At 51.1% G+C, this 17,082-nt stretch carries 13 protein-coding genes; 5 read left to right on the top strand and 8 right to left on the bottom strand.

The features are described 5' to 3' along the window. The 3 genes from Q4C79_RS10980 to Q4C79_RS10990 all read right to left on the bottom strand — a co-directional run. Nucleotides 1–1,595, bottom strand: a 1,595-nt coding sequence (locus Q4C79_RS10980; protein ID WP_303091063.1) for a peptide chain release factor 3, incomplete at its 3' end; no start/stop codon positions are given. 162 nt (nt 1,596–1,757) lie between these two features. Further along, complete coding sequence (locus Q4C79_RS10985) at nt 1,758–2,822, bottom strand: 2,3-butanediol dehydrogenase (RefSeq protein WP_303091064.1); 1,065 nt, start codon at nt 2,820–2,822, stop codon at nt 1,758–1,760. Between the two features lie 328 nt (nt 2,823–3,150). Beyond that, nucleotides 3,151–4,320, bottom strand: coding sequence for a histone deacetylase family protein (locus tag Q4C79_RS10990; RefSeq protein ID WP_303091065.1), 1,170 nt, complete (start codon nt 4,318–4,320; stop codon nt 3,151–3,153). Between the two features lie 152 nt (nt 4,321–4,472). Between Q4C79_RS10990 and yajC the strand changes: the two genes are divergently transcribed. The 3 genes from yajC (at nt 4,473) to secF (ending at nt 7,643) form a co-directional block, all read left to right on the top strand. After that, complete coding sequence (yajC, locus tag Q4C79_RS10995; RefSeq protein ID WP_303091066.1) at nt 4,473–4,772, top strand: preprotein translocase subunit YajC; 300 nt, start codon at nt 4,473–4,475, stop codon at nt 4,770–4,772. Nucleotides 4,773–4,856: 84 nt separating this feature from the next. Then, the gene (gene secD / locus Q4C79_RS11000; protein WP_303091067.1) at nt 4,857–6,704 is read left to right on the top strand and encodes a protein translocase subunit SecD; all 1,848 of its coding nucleotides are present in this window, start codon (nt 4,857–4,859) and stop codon (nt 6,702–6,704) included. Between the two features lie 3 nt (nt 6,705–6,707). Beyond that, nucleotides 6,708–7,643, top strand: coding sequence for a protein translocase subunit SecF (secF, locus tag Q4C79_RS11005; RefSeq protein ID WP_303091068.1), 936 nt, complete (start codon nt 6,708–6,710; stop codon nt 7,641–7,643). Between the two features lie 396 nt (nt 7,644–8,039). On the opposite strand, the gene Q4C79_RS11010 is transcribed toward secF, so the two are convergent. The 5 genes from Q4C79_RS11010 to ccoG form a co-directional block, all read right to left on the bottom strand. Further along, nucleotides 8,040–9,236 (bottom strand): LD-carboxypeptidase, encoded by a 1,197-nt coding sequence (locus tag Q4C79_RS11010; RefSeq protein WP_303091069.1) that lies wholly within the window; start codon nt 9,234–9,236, stop codon nt 8,040–8,042. An 82-nt stretch (nt 9,237–9,318) separates the two neighbouring features. Beyond that, nucleotides 9,319–9,726, bottom strand: a complete 408-nt coding sequence (locus Q4C79_RS11015; protein WP_303091070.1) for an HIT family protein — start codon at nt 9,724–9,726, stop codon at nt 9,319–9,321. 111 nt (nt 9,727–9,837) lie between these two features. Further along, the gene (locus Q4C79_RS11020) at nt 9,838–12,117 is read right to left on the bottom strand and encodes an NADP-dependent malic enzyme (RefSeq protein ID WP_303091071.1); all 2,280 of its coding nucleotides are present in this window, start codon (nt 12,115–12,117) and stop codon (nt 9,838–9,840) included. A 363-nt stretch (nt 12,118–12,480) separates the two neighbouring features. After that, nucleotides 12,481–13,044, bottom strand: a complete 564-nt coding sequence (locus Q4C79_RS11025) for a FixH family protein (protein WP_303091072.1) — start codon at nt 13,042–13,044, stop codon at nt 12,481–12,483. A 2-nt stretch (nt 13,045–13,046) separates the two neighbouring features. Continuing rightward, complete coding sequence (gene ccoG / locus Q4C79_RS11030; RefSeq protein ID WP_303091073.1) at nt 13,047–14,486, bottom strand: cytochrome c oxidase accessory protein CcoG; 1,440 nt, start codon at nt 14,484–14,486, stop codon at nt 13,047–13,049. Between the two features lie 240 nt (nt 14,487–14,726). Here ccoG and Q4C79_RS11035 point away from each other — a divergent pair, with 240 nt between their 5' ends. Then, on the top strand, nt 14,727–16,028 hold the full coding sequence (locus tag Q4C79_RS11035; RefSeq protein WP_303091074.1) for an aminotransferase class I/II-fold pyridoxal phosphate-dependent enzyme: 1,302 nt from the start codon (nt 14,727–14,729) through the stop codon (nt 16,026–16,028). A 131-nt stretch (nt 16,029–16,159) separates the two neighbouring features. Further along, nucleotides 16,160–16,972 (top strand): DsbC family protein, encoded by an 813-nt coding sequence (locus Q4C79_RS11040; RefSeq protein ID WP_303091075.1) that lies wholly within the window; start codon nt 16,160–16,162, stop codon nt 16,970–16,972. Nucleotides 16,973–17,082 lie beyond the last annotated feature (110 nt).

Below are 17,082 nucleotides of genomic sequence, written 5' to 3' on the forward strand. Positions count from 1 at the left end.
GCGTTCAGATTCACCGAATGCTCGCGCGTTTCGTGGAACACAATATCCGGCCAGCGTTCCTGCGTTAAATTCAGGTTCACGCGGTTGGGCGCGAGATAGGCCAGATTGCCGCCCGCGTCCACCGACAAATTGGCCGCATTGGCTTTTTCAAACTCGGCCAGCTTCTTCTTATCGGCGCAAGACACCCAGCGCGCCGACCAAATCGAAGCGTTGTCGAACACCGCTTCCACGCCGTATTCGGCGGCCAAGCGCGAAGTAACCACCTCAAACTGCAACACGCCCACCGCGCCCAAAATCAAATCGCCGCCGGAATGCGGTTTGAACACCTGCACCGCGCCCTCTTCGCCAAGCTGCTGCAAACCTTTTTGCAGCTGTTTGATTTTCAGCGGGTTTTTAATGCGCACGCTACGGAACAGCTCGGGCGCGAAAAACGGGATGCCGGTAAACGAGAGCTGCTCGCCTTCCGAAAAACTGTCGCCGATTTGGATATTGCCGTGGTTAGGAATGCCGATGATGTCGCCCGCGTAGGCCTCTTCCACTAGCTCGCGGTCGTGCGACATAAACGTGACCACGCTGGAAGCGGCGATTTCGCGGTTGATGCGCAGGTGCTTCATTTTCATGCCGCGCTCGAATTTGCCGGAACACACGCGCAGAAAGGCGATGCGGTCGCGGTGTTTCGGGTCCATATTCGCTTGGATTTTAAACACAAAACCCGAGAACTTTTCTTCAGACGGCTGCACCATGCGCACGGTGGCATCGCGCTCTTTCGGCGCCGGCGCCCAGTCAATCAGGGAATTCAAAATCTCTTGGATACCGAAATTGTTAATCGCCGAACCGAAAAACACCGGCGTGAGTCCGCCCGCCAGAAATTCTTCCAAATCAAACTCGTTCGAGGCGGCCTGCACCAATTCGATTTCGTCGCGCAACTGCTGGATTTCCAGCGGAAAGCGTTCGGCCAAAACCGGATTGTCGATGCCCTTGATGATGTCGAACTCGTGCGGCAGCCGCTCGCCGCCGGCCTCGAAGAGATAAATTTCATCGTTCAGAATGTGATACACGCCCTTGAAGTTTTTGCCCATGCCGATCGGCCAGGTAACCGGCGCGCAGCGGATTTTCAAAATATTCTCCACTTCGTCGAGCAATTCCAGCGAATCGCGCACTTCGCGGTCGTATTTGTTCATAAAGGTAACGATGGGCGTGTTGCGCAGGCGGCAAACGTTTAAGAGTTTAATCGTTTGCGCTTCCACGCCTTTGGCCGCGTCAATCACCATCAAGGCGCTGTCCACCGCCGTTAACACGCGGTAGGTGTCTTCCGAAAAGTCTTGGTGGCCGGGGGTGTCCAAGAGGTTGACGGTGTGGTCGCGATAGTCGAACTGCATCACAGAAGAAGCCACCGAAATGCCGCGCTGCTTCTCGATTTCCATCCAGTCGGAAGTGGCGAACTTGCCGCTTTTCTTGCCCTTCACCGTGCCCGCGCTCTGAATCGCACCCGAAAACAGCAGCAGCTTTTCGGTGAGCGTGGTTTTACCCGCATCGGGGTGGGAAATAATGGCAAAGGTGCGGCGGCGGCGCACTTCTTCTGGGATATTGGACATGTGAACCCTGTATAAACAATGATGCAGGCAGCCCGAAACGGGCTGCCTGTGTGAGAAAAGGTGCGTTATTGTACAAAAAAACGCTTTCTTCTTCAATGCGCCGGCAGATAAAGAATGCCTGTCTGAAAAGGTTTTCAGACAGGCCTACGCGCTCAAAACGGCTTACAGATTCGGGTTCACGATAATCTTAACCGCCGATTCGTTGTTGTGAATCAAACGCTCGAAGCCTTCGGAAATCAATTCGTCCAACTTAATACGCTGGGTAATGAACGGCTCAAGATTGATTTTGCCCTCTTCCACCAGCTTGATGGTTTCCTGATGGTCGTTGCAATAAGCAATCGTACCGCGGATATCCAGCTCTTTCATCACCACGCTGTGCACGCTGACGGTGGCCGGGTGGCTCCAAATCGACACAATCACCACCACTGCGGTGGGTTTGCACGCTTCAACCAGCGTATCCAGCACTTTATTCACGCTGGAGCACTCGAAAGCCACGTCCACGCCTTCGCCGTTGGTGAGTTTTTTCACTTCTTCCACCACATCCACTTGGGAGGGGTCGAGAATATAATCGGCCACGCCCGATTCGCGGGCTTTGTCTTTACGCGCCGCGCTCAGCTCGGTGATGATCACTTTCAAGCCTTTGGCTTTCAGAATCGCGGCCAACAGCAAACCGATGGGGCCTGCGCCGCCTACCAGCGCGGTGTCGCCTGCTTTCGCACCGCTGCGCACAAACGCATGGTGGCCTACCGATAAAGGTTCGATCAAAGCCGCTTGATCCAGCGGGATTTTGTCGGAAATCGGGTGTACCCAACGGCGTTTGACGGCGATTTTTTCAGACAGGCCGCCGCCGCGTCCGCCCAAGCCGATGAAGTTCATGTTTTTAGACAAATGATAGTTGCTGCCGGGGCCGGTGGGCACATCGTCGGCCACGATATAGGGTTCGACCACCACATGCTGGCCTACCTTGATATCGTCCACACCCTCGCCCACGGCATACACCACGCCGGAAAATTCGTGGCCCATGGTAACGGGGGCCGATTCGCCGGAAATCGGGTGGGGATGACCGCAAGGCGGGATAAAAATCGGCCCCTCCATAAATTCGTGCAAATCGGTGCCGCAAATGCCGCACCACGCCACTTTGATGCCTACCGTGCCGGGTTCGACGGTCGGCTCGGGAATATCTTCGATGCGGATATCGCCTTTATCGTAAAAACGGGCTGCTTTCATGGATGAGACTCCTTTTGTTTGTGAAACAAAATGCTTTAAAAAGTTAAGTATTCGCCATCTGGCAATGGCTGCACTTAAGCAGGTGCTGCTGCTCGAACAGCTCTAACAAATTATACGCCTCTACCCTCAATCGCCATCAAGCAATAAGTTAAATCCTGTCATGCAAGATAAATATTGTATAACTTGAATTAAAACGCGTTTATCTTGATAACTGAAAACAAAAATTTGATAACAAGCTGTTTAAACCGTTATAACCGAGCATTAAGCAAAAATGCCTGTCTGAAAAACTCATTTATATTTTTTCAGACAGGCATTCCACTGAATGCTTTTAATCTTTGTGTTCGTCTTCTTTTTTATGTTTTTCCAACAAAGCCTCAAAGCGACGCCGGATATCATCCGCCCGGTTTTTCAAACTGCCGGAAAGATTTTGCAGGCTTTCCGGAATCAGCGGGCCATTTTCCATTTTCAACATTTTGTCGTAAATCACCGCACATTCGGGTTTGCCCAAACCGGCCAGCACATGAATATGCGCCGCCGCGCTTTTCGCCAACGCATCGAGCTGATAGCCGCCTTCCAATACCGAAACCACCCGCCCTTTGCACGAAGCTGCCGCCTGCATGATTTTGTGGGTTAGCCAAGCGAAATCGGCCTCGTGCAACTCGGTATCCGATAGAGGTTCGCGCCGGTGCGCATCGAAACCCGCCGATATCAGCACCAATTGAGGTTTGAAGCTCACCAATCGCGGCAGCCAGTTGCTGCGCACCAGTTCGCGAAAAACCCGGCTGCCGGCTCCGGCAGGCAAATCCAGCGCCACCCGGTTGGGATTGCTGCCCGTCACCATCTGCTGCCGATAAGGAAACAGCGAATTCTGGCTGATACCCAACAACAGCATACGCGGGTCGTCTTTAAAAATTTCTTCCGCCCCGTTGCCACGGTGGACATCGAAATCAATCAGCGCAACCCTTTGCAAACGGTATTCGGCTACCGCATACATCGCACCCACCGCCACATGATTAATCAGGCAAAAACCAGCGGCTCGGCCGCTCTCGGCATGATGGCCGGGCGGGCGTACCGCACAAAACGCATTCCAAGCACGGCCGTTCATCACTTCGTCCACCGCGCCGATTACCGCCCCCGAAGCTAATCTGGCGGCGTGCAAAGAAGAATGGCTCATCACCGTATCATCGTCCAAGCGATAGATTTTACCTTCAGCAGGCTGGTGATTCTCCAACATTCTCAAATAATTACGCGTATGCACCAAAGCCAGCTGCGTATCGGCCACCTCGCCCGCCACCCGTGCTTGCAGTTGCGGCCAAATTTTCTGCCTGCGCAACTCGCCCTCAATTGCGCGGATACGGCCGGGCGAATCCGGATGCTCCGAACCCGGCTCGTGACGCAGAAATTCAGGATGACTAAACCACGCCGTAGCAGGCTGCCTGCCCAATAAGCGTTGCAGGCGCAGCCACGGCGCCGACCAATGAAATGCCTGTCTGAACATGAATGAATAGGTTAAAGACGTTAAAATACAGATAATAAATACGGAAACTTATTGGAAAAAACCGCCCCTACCTTGTAGAATAACGTATTTTGCACGGTTATCCAAACCGCAAACTCTCTTACACCCGATAAATTTCAAAATAAGGATTGCACATGATTGACTTCGCTTACGCCGCCGACGCCGCCGCCCAACCCAGCCTGTTGGTACAATTCGGCCCGCTGGTTTTGATTATGTTTGCTTTCTATTTTCTGATGATCCGCCCACAACAGAAAAAAATGAAAGCCCACCAAGCGATGTTGGCTTCTTTGAAAGTCGGCGACCGCGTGCTGCTGGCCTCCGGCTTTGTCGGCAAAATCACCAAAATCGAAGAGCGTTTTTTCAGCGTAGAAATCGCGCGCAATGTCGACGTACAGGTTGAGCGTAACGCCGTATCGCAAAAGCTGGATGCTTAATCCTCCCGTATACGATGGCCGCACCGCGCGCGCACCTGCGGCCGCGCCGATGCGGCTTCTTCCGTTTTACCGTAAAGGTTTAAAATGAACCGATATCCACTCTGGAAATACCTGATGGTATTCGCCTCCATTTTGCTGGGCCTGCTCTATACCCTGCCCAACTTCTTCGGCGAAACCCCGGCGGTACAGATTTCGACCAACCGCCAGTCTATCAGTATTAATAACGAAACCGAAACCCGTTTGCTCGCCGCGCTGCAACAAGCTGGCATTCAAAACGACGGTGCCATCCTCGCCGACAACTCGCTGAGAATCCGCTTCAGTAATACCGAAACACAGATTAAAGCACGCGATATCATCGAGCAAAATCTGGGCGACGGTTACATTACTGCGCTCAACCTGGTTCCCAACAGCCCGGAATGGATGACCAAAATCCGCGCCAATCCGATGTTTCTCGGCTTGGATTTGCGCGGCGGCGTGCACTTTACCATGCAGGTGGACATGAAAGCCGCCATGCAGAAAACTTTTGAGCGCTATGCCGGCGACATCCGCCGAGAACTGCGCCGCCAGCAAGTGCGCATCGGCGATATCGTGCAAAACGATAACAGCCTGAGCGTGCCTTTTCAAGACGAAACTGCTCTGAACAAAGCCCTGCCCGAATTGCAAAAACTGCTGCCTGAAACTACCCTTACCAGCGACGGCAGCCGCCTGATCCTTACCCTATCGAATGATATGGTAAATAAAATCCGCTCCGATGCGGTGAAGCAAAACATCACCACCCTGCATAACCGCGTCAATGAGTTGGGCGTAGCCGAACCGGTAATCCAGCAAGCCGGCGCCGACCGCATCGTGGTGCAATTGCCGGGCGTGCAGGATACCGCCAAAGCGAAAGACATCATTGGCCGTACCGCCACCTTGGAAGTACGGATGGTGAATGACGATCCCAATCTCATGCAGCAGGCGATCGCCGGCAACGTGCCGAGCGGTTACGATTTGCTTTACACCGCCGGCGAATCGCCGCAGCCCAACTTAGTCAGCAAACAAGTGGAGCTTACCGGCGACAACATCAACGACGCCCAGCCGAGCTTTGACGAGCAAAACCAGCCCGCAGTCAGCATCAATCTGGATAGCACCGGCGGTAATATCTTCGCTGATTTGACCCGGCAAAACGTCGGCAAGCGCATGGCCATGGTATTGATCGATCAAGGCAAAGCCGAAGTAGTAACCGCACCGGTTATCCGCAGCGTCATTACCGGCGGTCGCGTGCAGATTTCCGGCAGCATGACCGCCGCCGAAGCCAACGATACCTCGCTGCTGTTGCGCGCCGGTTCGCTGGCCGCACCGATGCAGATTGTGGAAGAGCGTACCATCGGCCCGTCGCTGGGCGCCGAAAACATTCAAAAAGGCTTCCACTCTACCTTGTGGGGTTTTGCCGCCGTCGCCGTATTCATGATTATCTATTACCGCCTGTTCGGTGTGTTCTCAGTAATCGCCCTGAGCGCCAACCTGCTGTTTCTGATTGCCATCCTGTCGGCGCTGCAAGCCACCCTCACCTTGCCCGGCATTGCGGCGATTGCTTTAACACTGGGTATGGCGATTGACTCCAACGTATTGATCAACGAACGCATCCGGGAAGAATTACGCGCCGGCGCACGGCCGCAAACAGCCATCAACGAAGGCTACCGCCATGCTTGGAACACCATCGTCGATTCCAACATCACCTCGCTGATAGCCGGTATCGCCCTGTTGATTTTCGGCTCCGGCCCGGTACGCGGTTTTGCCGTGGTGCATTGCTTGGGGATTCTGACTTCAATGTATTCTTCGGTAGTCGTTTCCCGTACCTTTGCCAACTTGTGGTACGGCAACCGCCGCAAGCTAGACAAAATTTCCATCGGCGCGGTTTGGAAACCCCAATCTGCGGCGGAAAAGGAGTAAACCATGGAATTATTCCGCATCAAACGCGACATTCCGTTTATGAGCTATGGCAAGCTCACCACTTTCATCTCGCTGTTCACCTTTGTATTGGCAGTTTTCTTTCTGGTAACCAAAGGCCTGAATTACTCGGTAGAATTCACCGGCGGTACCGTGATGGAAGTACAGTATTCGAAATCTGCCGACATCAACAAAGTGCGCAGCGATATCGACACCCTGCGTTTAGGCGAAATCCAAGTGCAGGCCTTGGGTTCTACCCAACATATTATGATCCGCTTGCCCAATAAAGAAGGCGTATCCTCCGCCCAACTCTCCAACCAGGTGATGGAGATTCTGAAAAAAGATGATCCGCAGGTGAGCTTGCGCCAAGTCGAATTTATCGGCCCGCAAGTGGGCGAGGAGCTGGTACATAACGGCCTGATGGCGCTGGGGATGGTGGTTATCGGCATTGTGATTTACTTGTCGGTGCGCTTCGAGTGGCGCTTTGCGGTTTCCGCGATTATCGCCAATATGCACGACGTGGTGATTATTCTCGGCTGCTTTGCCCTGTTCCAGTGGGAATTTTCGCTGACCGTACTGGCCGGTATTTTGGCGGTATTGGGTTATTCGGTAAACGAATCGGTGGTGGTGTTCGACCGTATCCGCGAAAACTTCCGCAAAGGTGCCATGCGCAACAAAACCGTGCCGCAAATCATCGATAATGCGATTACCGCCACCATGAGCCGTACCATTATTACCCACGGTTCGACCGAGGCGATGGTAATCTCCATGCTGATCTTCGGCGGCGCCGCCTTGCACGGCTTTGCAATGGCGCTGACCATCGGTATCGTGTTCGGTATTTATTCTTCGGTATTGGTCGCAAGCCCCCTGCTGCTGATGTTCGGCTTGAACCGTGACAATCTTGCCAAACAGCAAAAGAAAAAAGAAGAAGCGGTGGTGTAATACCCTACTTCTGTCAACGGATAAAATGCCTGTCTGAAAAATTCAGACAGGCATTTTTATTTGCAGCCACATACCAACGCATTTCAAAAGATATAGTGACTTAAATTACTTCGATTACAAGGCAGCAAGCCGCAGACCGTACAAGTAGTACGACAAGGCGCAGCAACGCCGTAGCGAAAGTTAAGTTAATCTGCTATAGAATAAAAAGATGCTCGGGTCAAGCCCGAGCATGACGCAAGTGTTTTCAAGTATCGGAAAGAATCTTGCAAGGTTCTCAGACCATTTCTTTCTGCAAAGCTCTCAACTTCCTATTCGGTTAATTCGCTATAAAAATACGAAATGCCTGTCTGAAAAATTTTCAGACAGGCATTAAATACCTTTGTGCAAAACGGGTAATTACTCCAAATCGCTGCCGTCTTCCGCAGTCGGCGTAACGTTTACCGTTCCGATCTCAACATACGGCATCGGCGGTGGCAATAAAGTATCCAGCGCCAGCGTGGTTTTGTCCAAGGTCGGATAACCGCTGAAGCTTACCGAATAACCGCCGTCGTTGGTTCCACGGATAACCGCATGTGCGCCCAATGGGAAAGTGGCTTTATGGGTGATGTGGCCGAACGGAAAACCGGTCAATACCTGTACTTTGGCCAAACGTTGGATTTGGTTGATAACATAGCTGAAATCATAACTGCTGTCATAAACATCGCGTATACCGCCCATGCGGAAATCACCGAGCACGATGGCCTGCTGCTTTTGCAACACACCGGAAATCAACAGCGTTTGCAGCATACGCTCGATGCGGTAAGGCTGCTCGCCCACATCTTCCAAAAACAGAATGCCGTCTTTGATATCAGGCATATACGGACTGCCGGCCAACGAAGCGAGCACACTCAGATTGCCACCCCACAACGTGCCTTCCAGATTACTGTTACGCCGTTGGATGGAAGAAACGGTAATGGTATTCATCTGATTGGTCGAGCCATTGATAAACGACTCCATGGTATAGACGCTGGGCGTATATTTACCGAATTCGTTGTAAACCATAGGCCCGGCAAAACTGCACATACCCGATTTGGCCAAAATACCCAGTTGCACCGCGCATACGTCGCTAAAACCAAAAAACAAGGTACCGTGCTCGCGCATACGCGCACCGAGGCTGGCCAAATCAATATCCGGCAACAGCCGCACCGCCCCATAACCGCCGCGCAAACCCATCAGAACTTTCGGCGTAGGCACTCGGCCGCTGGCCACATCCTGAAAATCAGCCAAGCGCTGGCTGTCGCTGCCGGCAAACCGTTGGTAACGGCGATAAGCCGCATCCTGATTGGTCACCGTAAAACCGGCGTTATAAAGACGGGTCAAACCGGTTTCTATCCGCATGCGGTCGGAAGCGAAACCGGAAGGTGCGACAACTCGTAACACATTATTTCCTGAACGTTGAACTTGAGGTTTTTTCGGCAATACCGGCTTGGCACCGGCGGTAGATTTTGCACTCGGCGGCTTGTTACCCTGGCTGCTACAAGCCTGCAACAAACCGGCACCGGCAACCGCGGCACCGGCACGTAAAAAATTCCTTCGGGAATTATCCCAATTCATAACTATCCTTTCATCTGATACCTGTTCCGAAGTATGGATGGAAAAAACAAATATCTTGAGTATTTTGAGATTCAACCTGCTTTCAAATACTGCCCGTTAAAATCTTCCGCACTTGATCCGCCCAGTTTTCAGGCAAATCCAACTTGGCCTTCCGCTGGGCCGGTGCCCAAACCGGTGCGGGAAAGCAGGCATCGTTTTCGAAGCGGGCAATCACATGCCAATGCAAGTGCGGCACCATATTGCCTAGGCTGGCCAGATTGATTTTTGCGGGCTTCAGCACCTCGCGCATTGCCTGCTCTACTTTGTATACGGTTTGCATCAACTCGTTACGCTCGTCAAGCAGCAAATCGGTCATTTCGGCCACATGCTTCTGCCAAATCACACGACAGAACGCCGGAGCGTTAGGGTCGTCGCGTACAACAATAACCCGTAGCTGTGGCGTTTCCAGCAATACTTCTTCACCAATTGCCAAACAAATCGGGCAAGACATAAAAACTTCCTTCTTAGTGTGGTGAATAAAACGATAATGCCTGTCTGAAAATATTCTACTGCGAAAAACGGCACAGTTTATTTTCAGACAGGCAACATGAGCTACTAAGTTTTATTGACGTTGTGCGTCAACTGCCGCCAACGCAATCACATTCACGATACGGCGCACGGTAGAAATCGGCGTAACGATGTGTACCGATTTGTTCAAACCCATCAGAATCGGGCCGACGGTAATACCGTTGGTCGCATTCACGCGCAACAGATTGTAGCTGATATTGGCCGCTTCTACATTGGGCATCATCAGCAGGTTGGCCGCACCGCTGAGCGTGGTTTCCGGAAAGAGGCTCTTACGCATCTCTTCGTCCAACGCCACATCCGCCTGAATCTCACCATCGATTTCCAGCTCGGGATCACGCTCGCGGATAAGTTCCAGCGCACGCTGGATTTTCAAGGTATCGGCATTGACATCGGAACCGTAGTTGGAGTGCGACACCAGCGCCACTTTGGGTTTGATACCGAAGCGCTTGATTTCATGCGCACACAACAAGGTGCTTTGCGCCATCTGTTCGGCCGTCGGGTTTTGGTTGATATAGGTATCGGCAATAAAGAAATTACCTTTATTGGAAATCAGCGCATTCATCGCACAAGCATCTTTTTGCGGATTGTTATAACCGATCACCTCTTCCATAATCGCGAAGTGGTCATGGAAACGGCCCATGGTACCACACACCAAACCATCGGCATGACCCAGCGACACCATCAGGGCGCCCACCAAGGTGCTGTTTGCACGTACGCGACGGCGAGCCATCTCTTCGGTTACCCCTTTGCGTTTGCGCAAGTTATAGTATTCTTTCCAGCTTTCTTCAAAATAAGGATTCGTTTGCAAATCCACCACTTCGAAGTCTTTTCCTGCCTGAATAGTCAAGCCCTGCGCCTGCAAGCGCGCTTCGATTTCTTCTTGATTGCCGATCAGAATCGGGAACGCCAGTTTTTGCGAAGAAACTTGTTGGGCGGCATGCAAAATACGCTCGTCTTCACCTTCGGTGAGCACGATACGCTTGATATCCTTACGTGCCTGAATAAATACCGGACGCATAAACAGGCTGGTTTTATAAACAAATTCGTTCAGTTTCTCAACATAATCTTCAATGTTCTGAATCGGCCGGGTTGCCACGCCGGAATCCATCGCCGCTTGCGCGACCGCCGGTGCAATTTTGGCGATCAAACGCGGGTCGAAAGGTTTGGGAATCAGGTATTCCGGGCCGAAAGTCAGATCGGCATCACCATAAGCATCAGCCACTTCCGAACTGGATTCTGCCAGCGCCAAATCGGCAATCGCACGCACGCAGGCGAGTTTCATTTCCTCGTTGATGGTGGTCGCACCTACATCCAAGGCGCCGCGGAAAATAAACGGGAAGCACAGTACATTATTTACTTGGTTCGGGAAATCAGTACGACCGGTGCCGATAATCACATCAGGGCGGGCCGCTTTGGCTTCCGGCGGCCAAATTTCCGGCTGGGGATTGGCCAACGCAAACACAATCGGTTTGTCGTTCATGGCTTTGAGCATATCGGTAGACAACACATTGGCGCTGGATAAGCCAAGGAAAATGTCTTTGCCGGGAACCGCATCGCCCAATACGCGCTGGCCATTGTCCTCAATCGCATAACGGACTTTGCTCTCGTCCATACGGTCGCGGTCTTGACGGGTTTGGTAAATCACGCCTTTGGAGTCGCAAACCGTAATATTTTCGCGCTTCATGCCCAACGCTACCAGCAAATCAAGGCAAGCGATGGCGGCGGCACCGGCGCCCGAGCACACCAGTGTCACTTCTTCAATATTTTTTCCGGTTACGCGCAAGGCGTTCAGTACCGCAGCGGCAGTGATAATCGCGGTACCGTGTTGGTCATCATGAAATACCGGAATATTGCAGCGCTCGCGCAGTTTTTTCTCAATATAGAAACATTCCGGCGCTTTAATGTCTTCCAGATTGATGCCGCCAAAGGTCGGCTCCAACGAAGCGATAATGTCAACCAGCTTATCGGGGTCGGTTTCATTGACTTCGATGTCGAATACGTCGATGCCAGCGAATTTTTTAAATAGTACGCCCTTACCTTCCATAACGGGTTTACTGGCCAGAGGACCGATATTACCCAAACCCAAAACGGCGGTACCATTGGAAACCACGCCGACCAGATTACCGCGCGAAGTATATTTATACGAAGCCAGCGGGTCGGCATAAATCTCCATACACGGTGCGGCTACGCCGGGCGAATAAGCCAGGGACAAGTCGTATTGGTTAGCCATCGGCTTGGTCGGTGCGACCTGAATTTTGCCGGGGGTCGGATATTCGTGAAAATGAAGTGCGGCTTCTTTAATTAAATCATCCATTGTAGCGGTTCCCATAAATCGGATTAAGCATAATTGCGCGGGGTCATAATGTTATCATGCAGATGCCTGTCTGAACACCAATAAAGGTCTGCACGGCGGTTAAAATCGCCTTTTCGTTACAATCGCGTATCAGTCATATGTCGCTTGATTGATTCTATAGTGAATTAAAATAAAATGTCCGGTATAGCGCGGACGTTTTCGTCCGCTTTTTATGTATGATTCTGGATATTTTGCGGACGGGGACGTTCGCGCTCCAATCTCGGAGTTTTATTTTAAATCCACTATACATACAACTCTGAGCGGTAGGCGGTTAACGATACGATAAAAAACACATCCGGTTAACCAACCGGATGTGTTTTTTAATTAAAGTGCTGAAGCGGCGCTCGCCTCTTTTGCCTTCAATTTACTCATCGGATCAAGCTTCAGAGCGTTACCTTGGCTGACTATCCACTTATCCTCCACCCGCCAAACACCCGCAGCATCTTCCAGTTGCACATACCAGTGCTGAGTGCGTGGCAGCGGTTTGAAAACAGCTGTATATTCGGCTTTGTCACCCGAGGTGCCCGGCGTCATTTGCAGCCGTACTTTCTGGTCGAGCGATTTACTCGCCGGGTGTATCAGTAACAAATCTATTGGTTGTTGACGGTCGAAGTCTCCGGTCAAAAAGATTTTAGCTGCATCAAACTCGGGGCTGATCAACAGCTGGGCGTGTATGTTGCGTTTTTTTGCTTCATTATCACGCTCAAGCTGTATGCTAATGTATTTACCTTCTTTATAATAATCATCAGTTACCAAATCAGAATTGGTACGTTGCGCAATCACATAAGTTGCGATGGAGGCAAACACCACGATTATCGGACCCGCCATGAGAATCCACGGCCACGGCTCCTTATACCAAACTTTTGACGATTGTATTTTTTCAACCAAAATTATTCTCCGATAAACGAAGCATCCTCAACAATGGTATGCCGCGTTTTTTCCTGCTCGCTGGGGTTATGGTAGGTAAATTCAAACTTAATCGGATGGCTGCCTTTATCCGCATATTCGGGAATAGTCGACACCTGCACCGGCACTGTAATGGTTTGACCTCCGGGTGCTTTAAAGCCTCCCTCCGGCACGCCGCCCAAAGCGATTTCATCGAAGCCGGAAACTTTCACTTCTACCACTTGTTCCTGCTCGCTGGCATTAACAATCCGCAAATTATACGCATTTTCCAACCAGCCTTGTTTATTTTCACGCACCATCACGCCACGGTCTTTAATCACGTCCACTTTCAAGGTCTCTCGTGTTGCCAAACCAAACAGCAAACCGATAACCGCGAGCACCAAGACCACGCCGTAACCCAATACACGCGGACGTTTGAGTCGTTTTACAAAATCCTTATCCGTATATTTGTGTTCCAGCACGGCTTCAGTAGTGTAGCGGATCAAACCGCGCGGATAATTCATTTTATCCATGATTTCGTCACAAGCATCGATACAGGCTGCACAACCGATACATTCGTATTGCAAACCATCGCGGATATCGATACCAACCGGGCAAACCTGTACGCATTGGGTACAATTGATGCAATCGCCCATTTCCGCCAACTGAGCTTCAGTCAAGCTTTTCTTACGTGCGCCGCGCGGCTCTCCACGTTCGGCATCATAGGAAATAATCAGGGTATCTTGGTCAAACATGGCGCTCTGGAAGCGGGCATACGGACACATATATTTACACACCTGCTCCCGCATGATATGTGCGAATAACCAAGTCATTACGCCGTAAAACGCAGCGGCAAATAACGCACCGCCACTGGCATTAAACTGGAAAATATCCGGTACAAACTGACGGATAGGCGTAAACCAGCCGGCAAAAGTGATGCCAGTCCACGCGCAAACGGCGAAAATCAGCAGGTATTTAGTAAGTTTGATGCGTATTTTGCGCAGATTCCACAGCTCTTTATCCAGCTTCAAACGTTGGTTGCGCTCACCTTCCACCAAACGGTCTATCCACAGCATGATTTCGGTATAAACCGTTTGTGGGCAAGCATAACCGCACCATAACCGCCCCGCTATGGTCGTCCACCAAAACAAACCGAAAGCGGAAACCAGCAACAAACCGGTCAAATAAATCAAATCCCCCGGCACCAGCGTAATGCCGAACAGGTAAAAACGGCGAGCGGGAATATCAAACAACACCGCCTGACGACCGCTCCAGTTAAACCAAGGAATCACATAAAACACAAATTGGGTCGCCAAAATAACCAAAATCCGCAAATTGGCAAAACGTCCTTTCGCCATTTTTGGCTGAATGCGTTTGGCACCCTGATAAAGTTGGACGACTTGTTCTTTAGGCTGCGGCGACTTTTGTTGCTGCTGCGTGGACATAATGGGTTCCTTCAATTTGGCTGAATCACTTACATTTCAGTAAGGCACAACCTGTTTTTATTTACAGTGCTTACTTTAATTATACTGCTCTACCCCGCTCTTGCGCCAAAGCAGTGCAATGCCTGTCTGAAACGTAAATAACAAGATTTCGTATTAATCAGGCATAGAGAAGCCAACAAAAGCTTGTCAAGCCGGGTAAAATCCATTATATTAATTGTATTAATACAAGGATAATTTTGTATGACACAATTAAACATCAAAGACCCCACTGCTGTCAATATCGCCCGCGCAATCGAACAACTGATACGTGATCAAATCTGGCCTCCCGGCTATCGTCTGCCTACAGTACGCGTATTGGCCGACCAATTAAGGGTAAACCCCAATACCGTTTCCTCGGCTTACAAACAATTGCGGGACGCCGCCATCATCGAAACCGATGGCCGCCGCGGCAGCTTTGTTTGCGAGCAAACACCAGTATTGCACAGCGAAACCGCCATTCCGCCGGGCTTAACCGATCTGGCTTCCGGCAATATAGACCGCAGGCTGTTACCCGAACTGTCTTCTGACTTGCTGGATGGCTATCAACTCTCCACCGATGTAGGCAGCTATGGCGACGACCCCGAATTAATGGTCTTTATTCAAAACTGGCTGCAACAAAACGGTATTCATGCCGATGCCATGCTGCTTTCCAGCAGCCTTGACATCATCGAGCGCGCATTGATGCAGCGTTGCCGCCCGGGCAGCAAAGTTGTGGTTGAAAGCCCCTGCTGGTTTCCACTGCTCACCCTGCTCAACCAACTGCGCTTGGAAGCGGTACCCGCCGAAATGGACGACGAAGGCGCCGTTATTCCGGCCAAACTGGATTTTGACAGCGTATCGGCCGTGATACTTACTGCCCGCGCCCACAGCCCCACCGGCGTGTGTTACAGCCGCAACCGATGGTACAAATGGCAGCAACTGCTAAGCAAGCACAATGCCCTTCTCATTATTGATGACCACTGGGCAGCACTCAGCCACCACCCTTTTCATGGTATGGACGGTTTTGCCAACGAATGGCTCTACAGCACTTCCACCAGCAAATTTCTCGGTACCGATGCCAGAATTGCGATTGCCGCAAGCAACGGCCCTATTCTACAGTCCATGAAAAAACGTTTCTCACTGGGCCCCCGCTGGATCAGCAAATTGTTGCAACACATTACTTTGAAGCTATGGCAAGAGCTCAGCCCCAACGGTCTTGAGGCAATTGCACAAAGCTATCATGAAAAGCGCGCACTTTTAATTGCCTGTCTGAAACAACACGGTATTCAAGTGCCCGGCAGTACCGGCGAAGGGCCGCACATCTGGCTGCCTGTCCCCAGCGAAGCACAAGCCATTCAATTTATGGCTGCAAAAGGCTGGGCCGTACAAAGCGGAACTCCCTTCAATCTAGGCAAACAAGCCGCTATCCGTATCACCATCAGCAACCTGAATCCTGAAGACTGCCCACGGCTGGCAAGTGATATTGCCCAAACCCTGTCGGTTAACCGCCACAGTCTATACTAAACAGGCTGTCTGCAATTTAGCCAACAACTTGCTCTGCCATTTTGCTAAATCAATTAAATGCACTTGGTTACACAGCCCGCTTTGAGCCATAATAAGCGCTTTATTATTTTATCCGGAAAAGTCTGCAACGCATGAAAGCGAAACTTCTCAATTTCTTACTACCCTTCGCCCTACTTCCGCTGGTGGCCTGCGGTCAAACGCCAGTACAAAACCACTCCGATAAACCGTCTGCGACATCCGGCAGTCAAACAGCCACCAAAACACAAGCCGCCGGTAAGGATGTACAAAAAGTCATTAGCGATAAACTACAAAGCGTATACGGCCAAGGCCAACAACAATTTAGCGTGCTTTCGGTCAATACCACTCCGGTAGCCGGCCTTTACGAAGTGGTGGTTTCCGGCAATCAAGTAATTTATACCAATGCCACCGCCGATTATATGCTGGTAGGTGACTTGATTGACGTCAACACCCGTAAGAGTCTTACCGAAGAAAAATCCGCGGAGCTAAACAAAGTAGACTTTAGCAAACTGCCTCTCGATAAGGCGATTAAAGAAGTGCGCGGCAACGGCAAACTGAAAGTAGCCGTATTCTCCGATGCCGATTGCCCGTTCTGCAAACGTTTGGAAAGTGAGTTTGCCAAAATGAACGACATCACGATTTACAGTATCATGATGCCCATTGCCAGCCTGCATCCCAACGCGCATGCCCGTACCGTACAACTGTGGTGTCAACCCGACCGTACCGCCGCTTGGACGAATTGGATGCGCAAAGGCGAAATGCCGCCGAAAGTGGCCGAGTGCGACAATCCGATTGCCGAAACCACCGCCCTCGGCGAGCAATTGGGCTTCAGCGGCACACCGACTATTGTGCTCCCCAACGGCAAAGTCCAAAGCGGCTACGCTCCCAAAGCTCAATTAGAAGCCCTTATCAAAGCAAACCAATAAAAAGTTTTTGATTAAATAAACAAAACACTGCAGCAAAAACTTGCAGTGTTTTTATTTTATAGTGGATTTAAAATAAAACTCCGGGATTGGAGCGCGGACGTCCTTGTCCG

This window comes from Neisseria sp. (genome assembly GCF_030523955.1).
Taxonomy (GTDB): domain Bacteria; phylum Pseudomonadota; class Gammaproteobacteria; order Burkholderiales; family Neisseriaceae; genus Neisseria.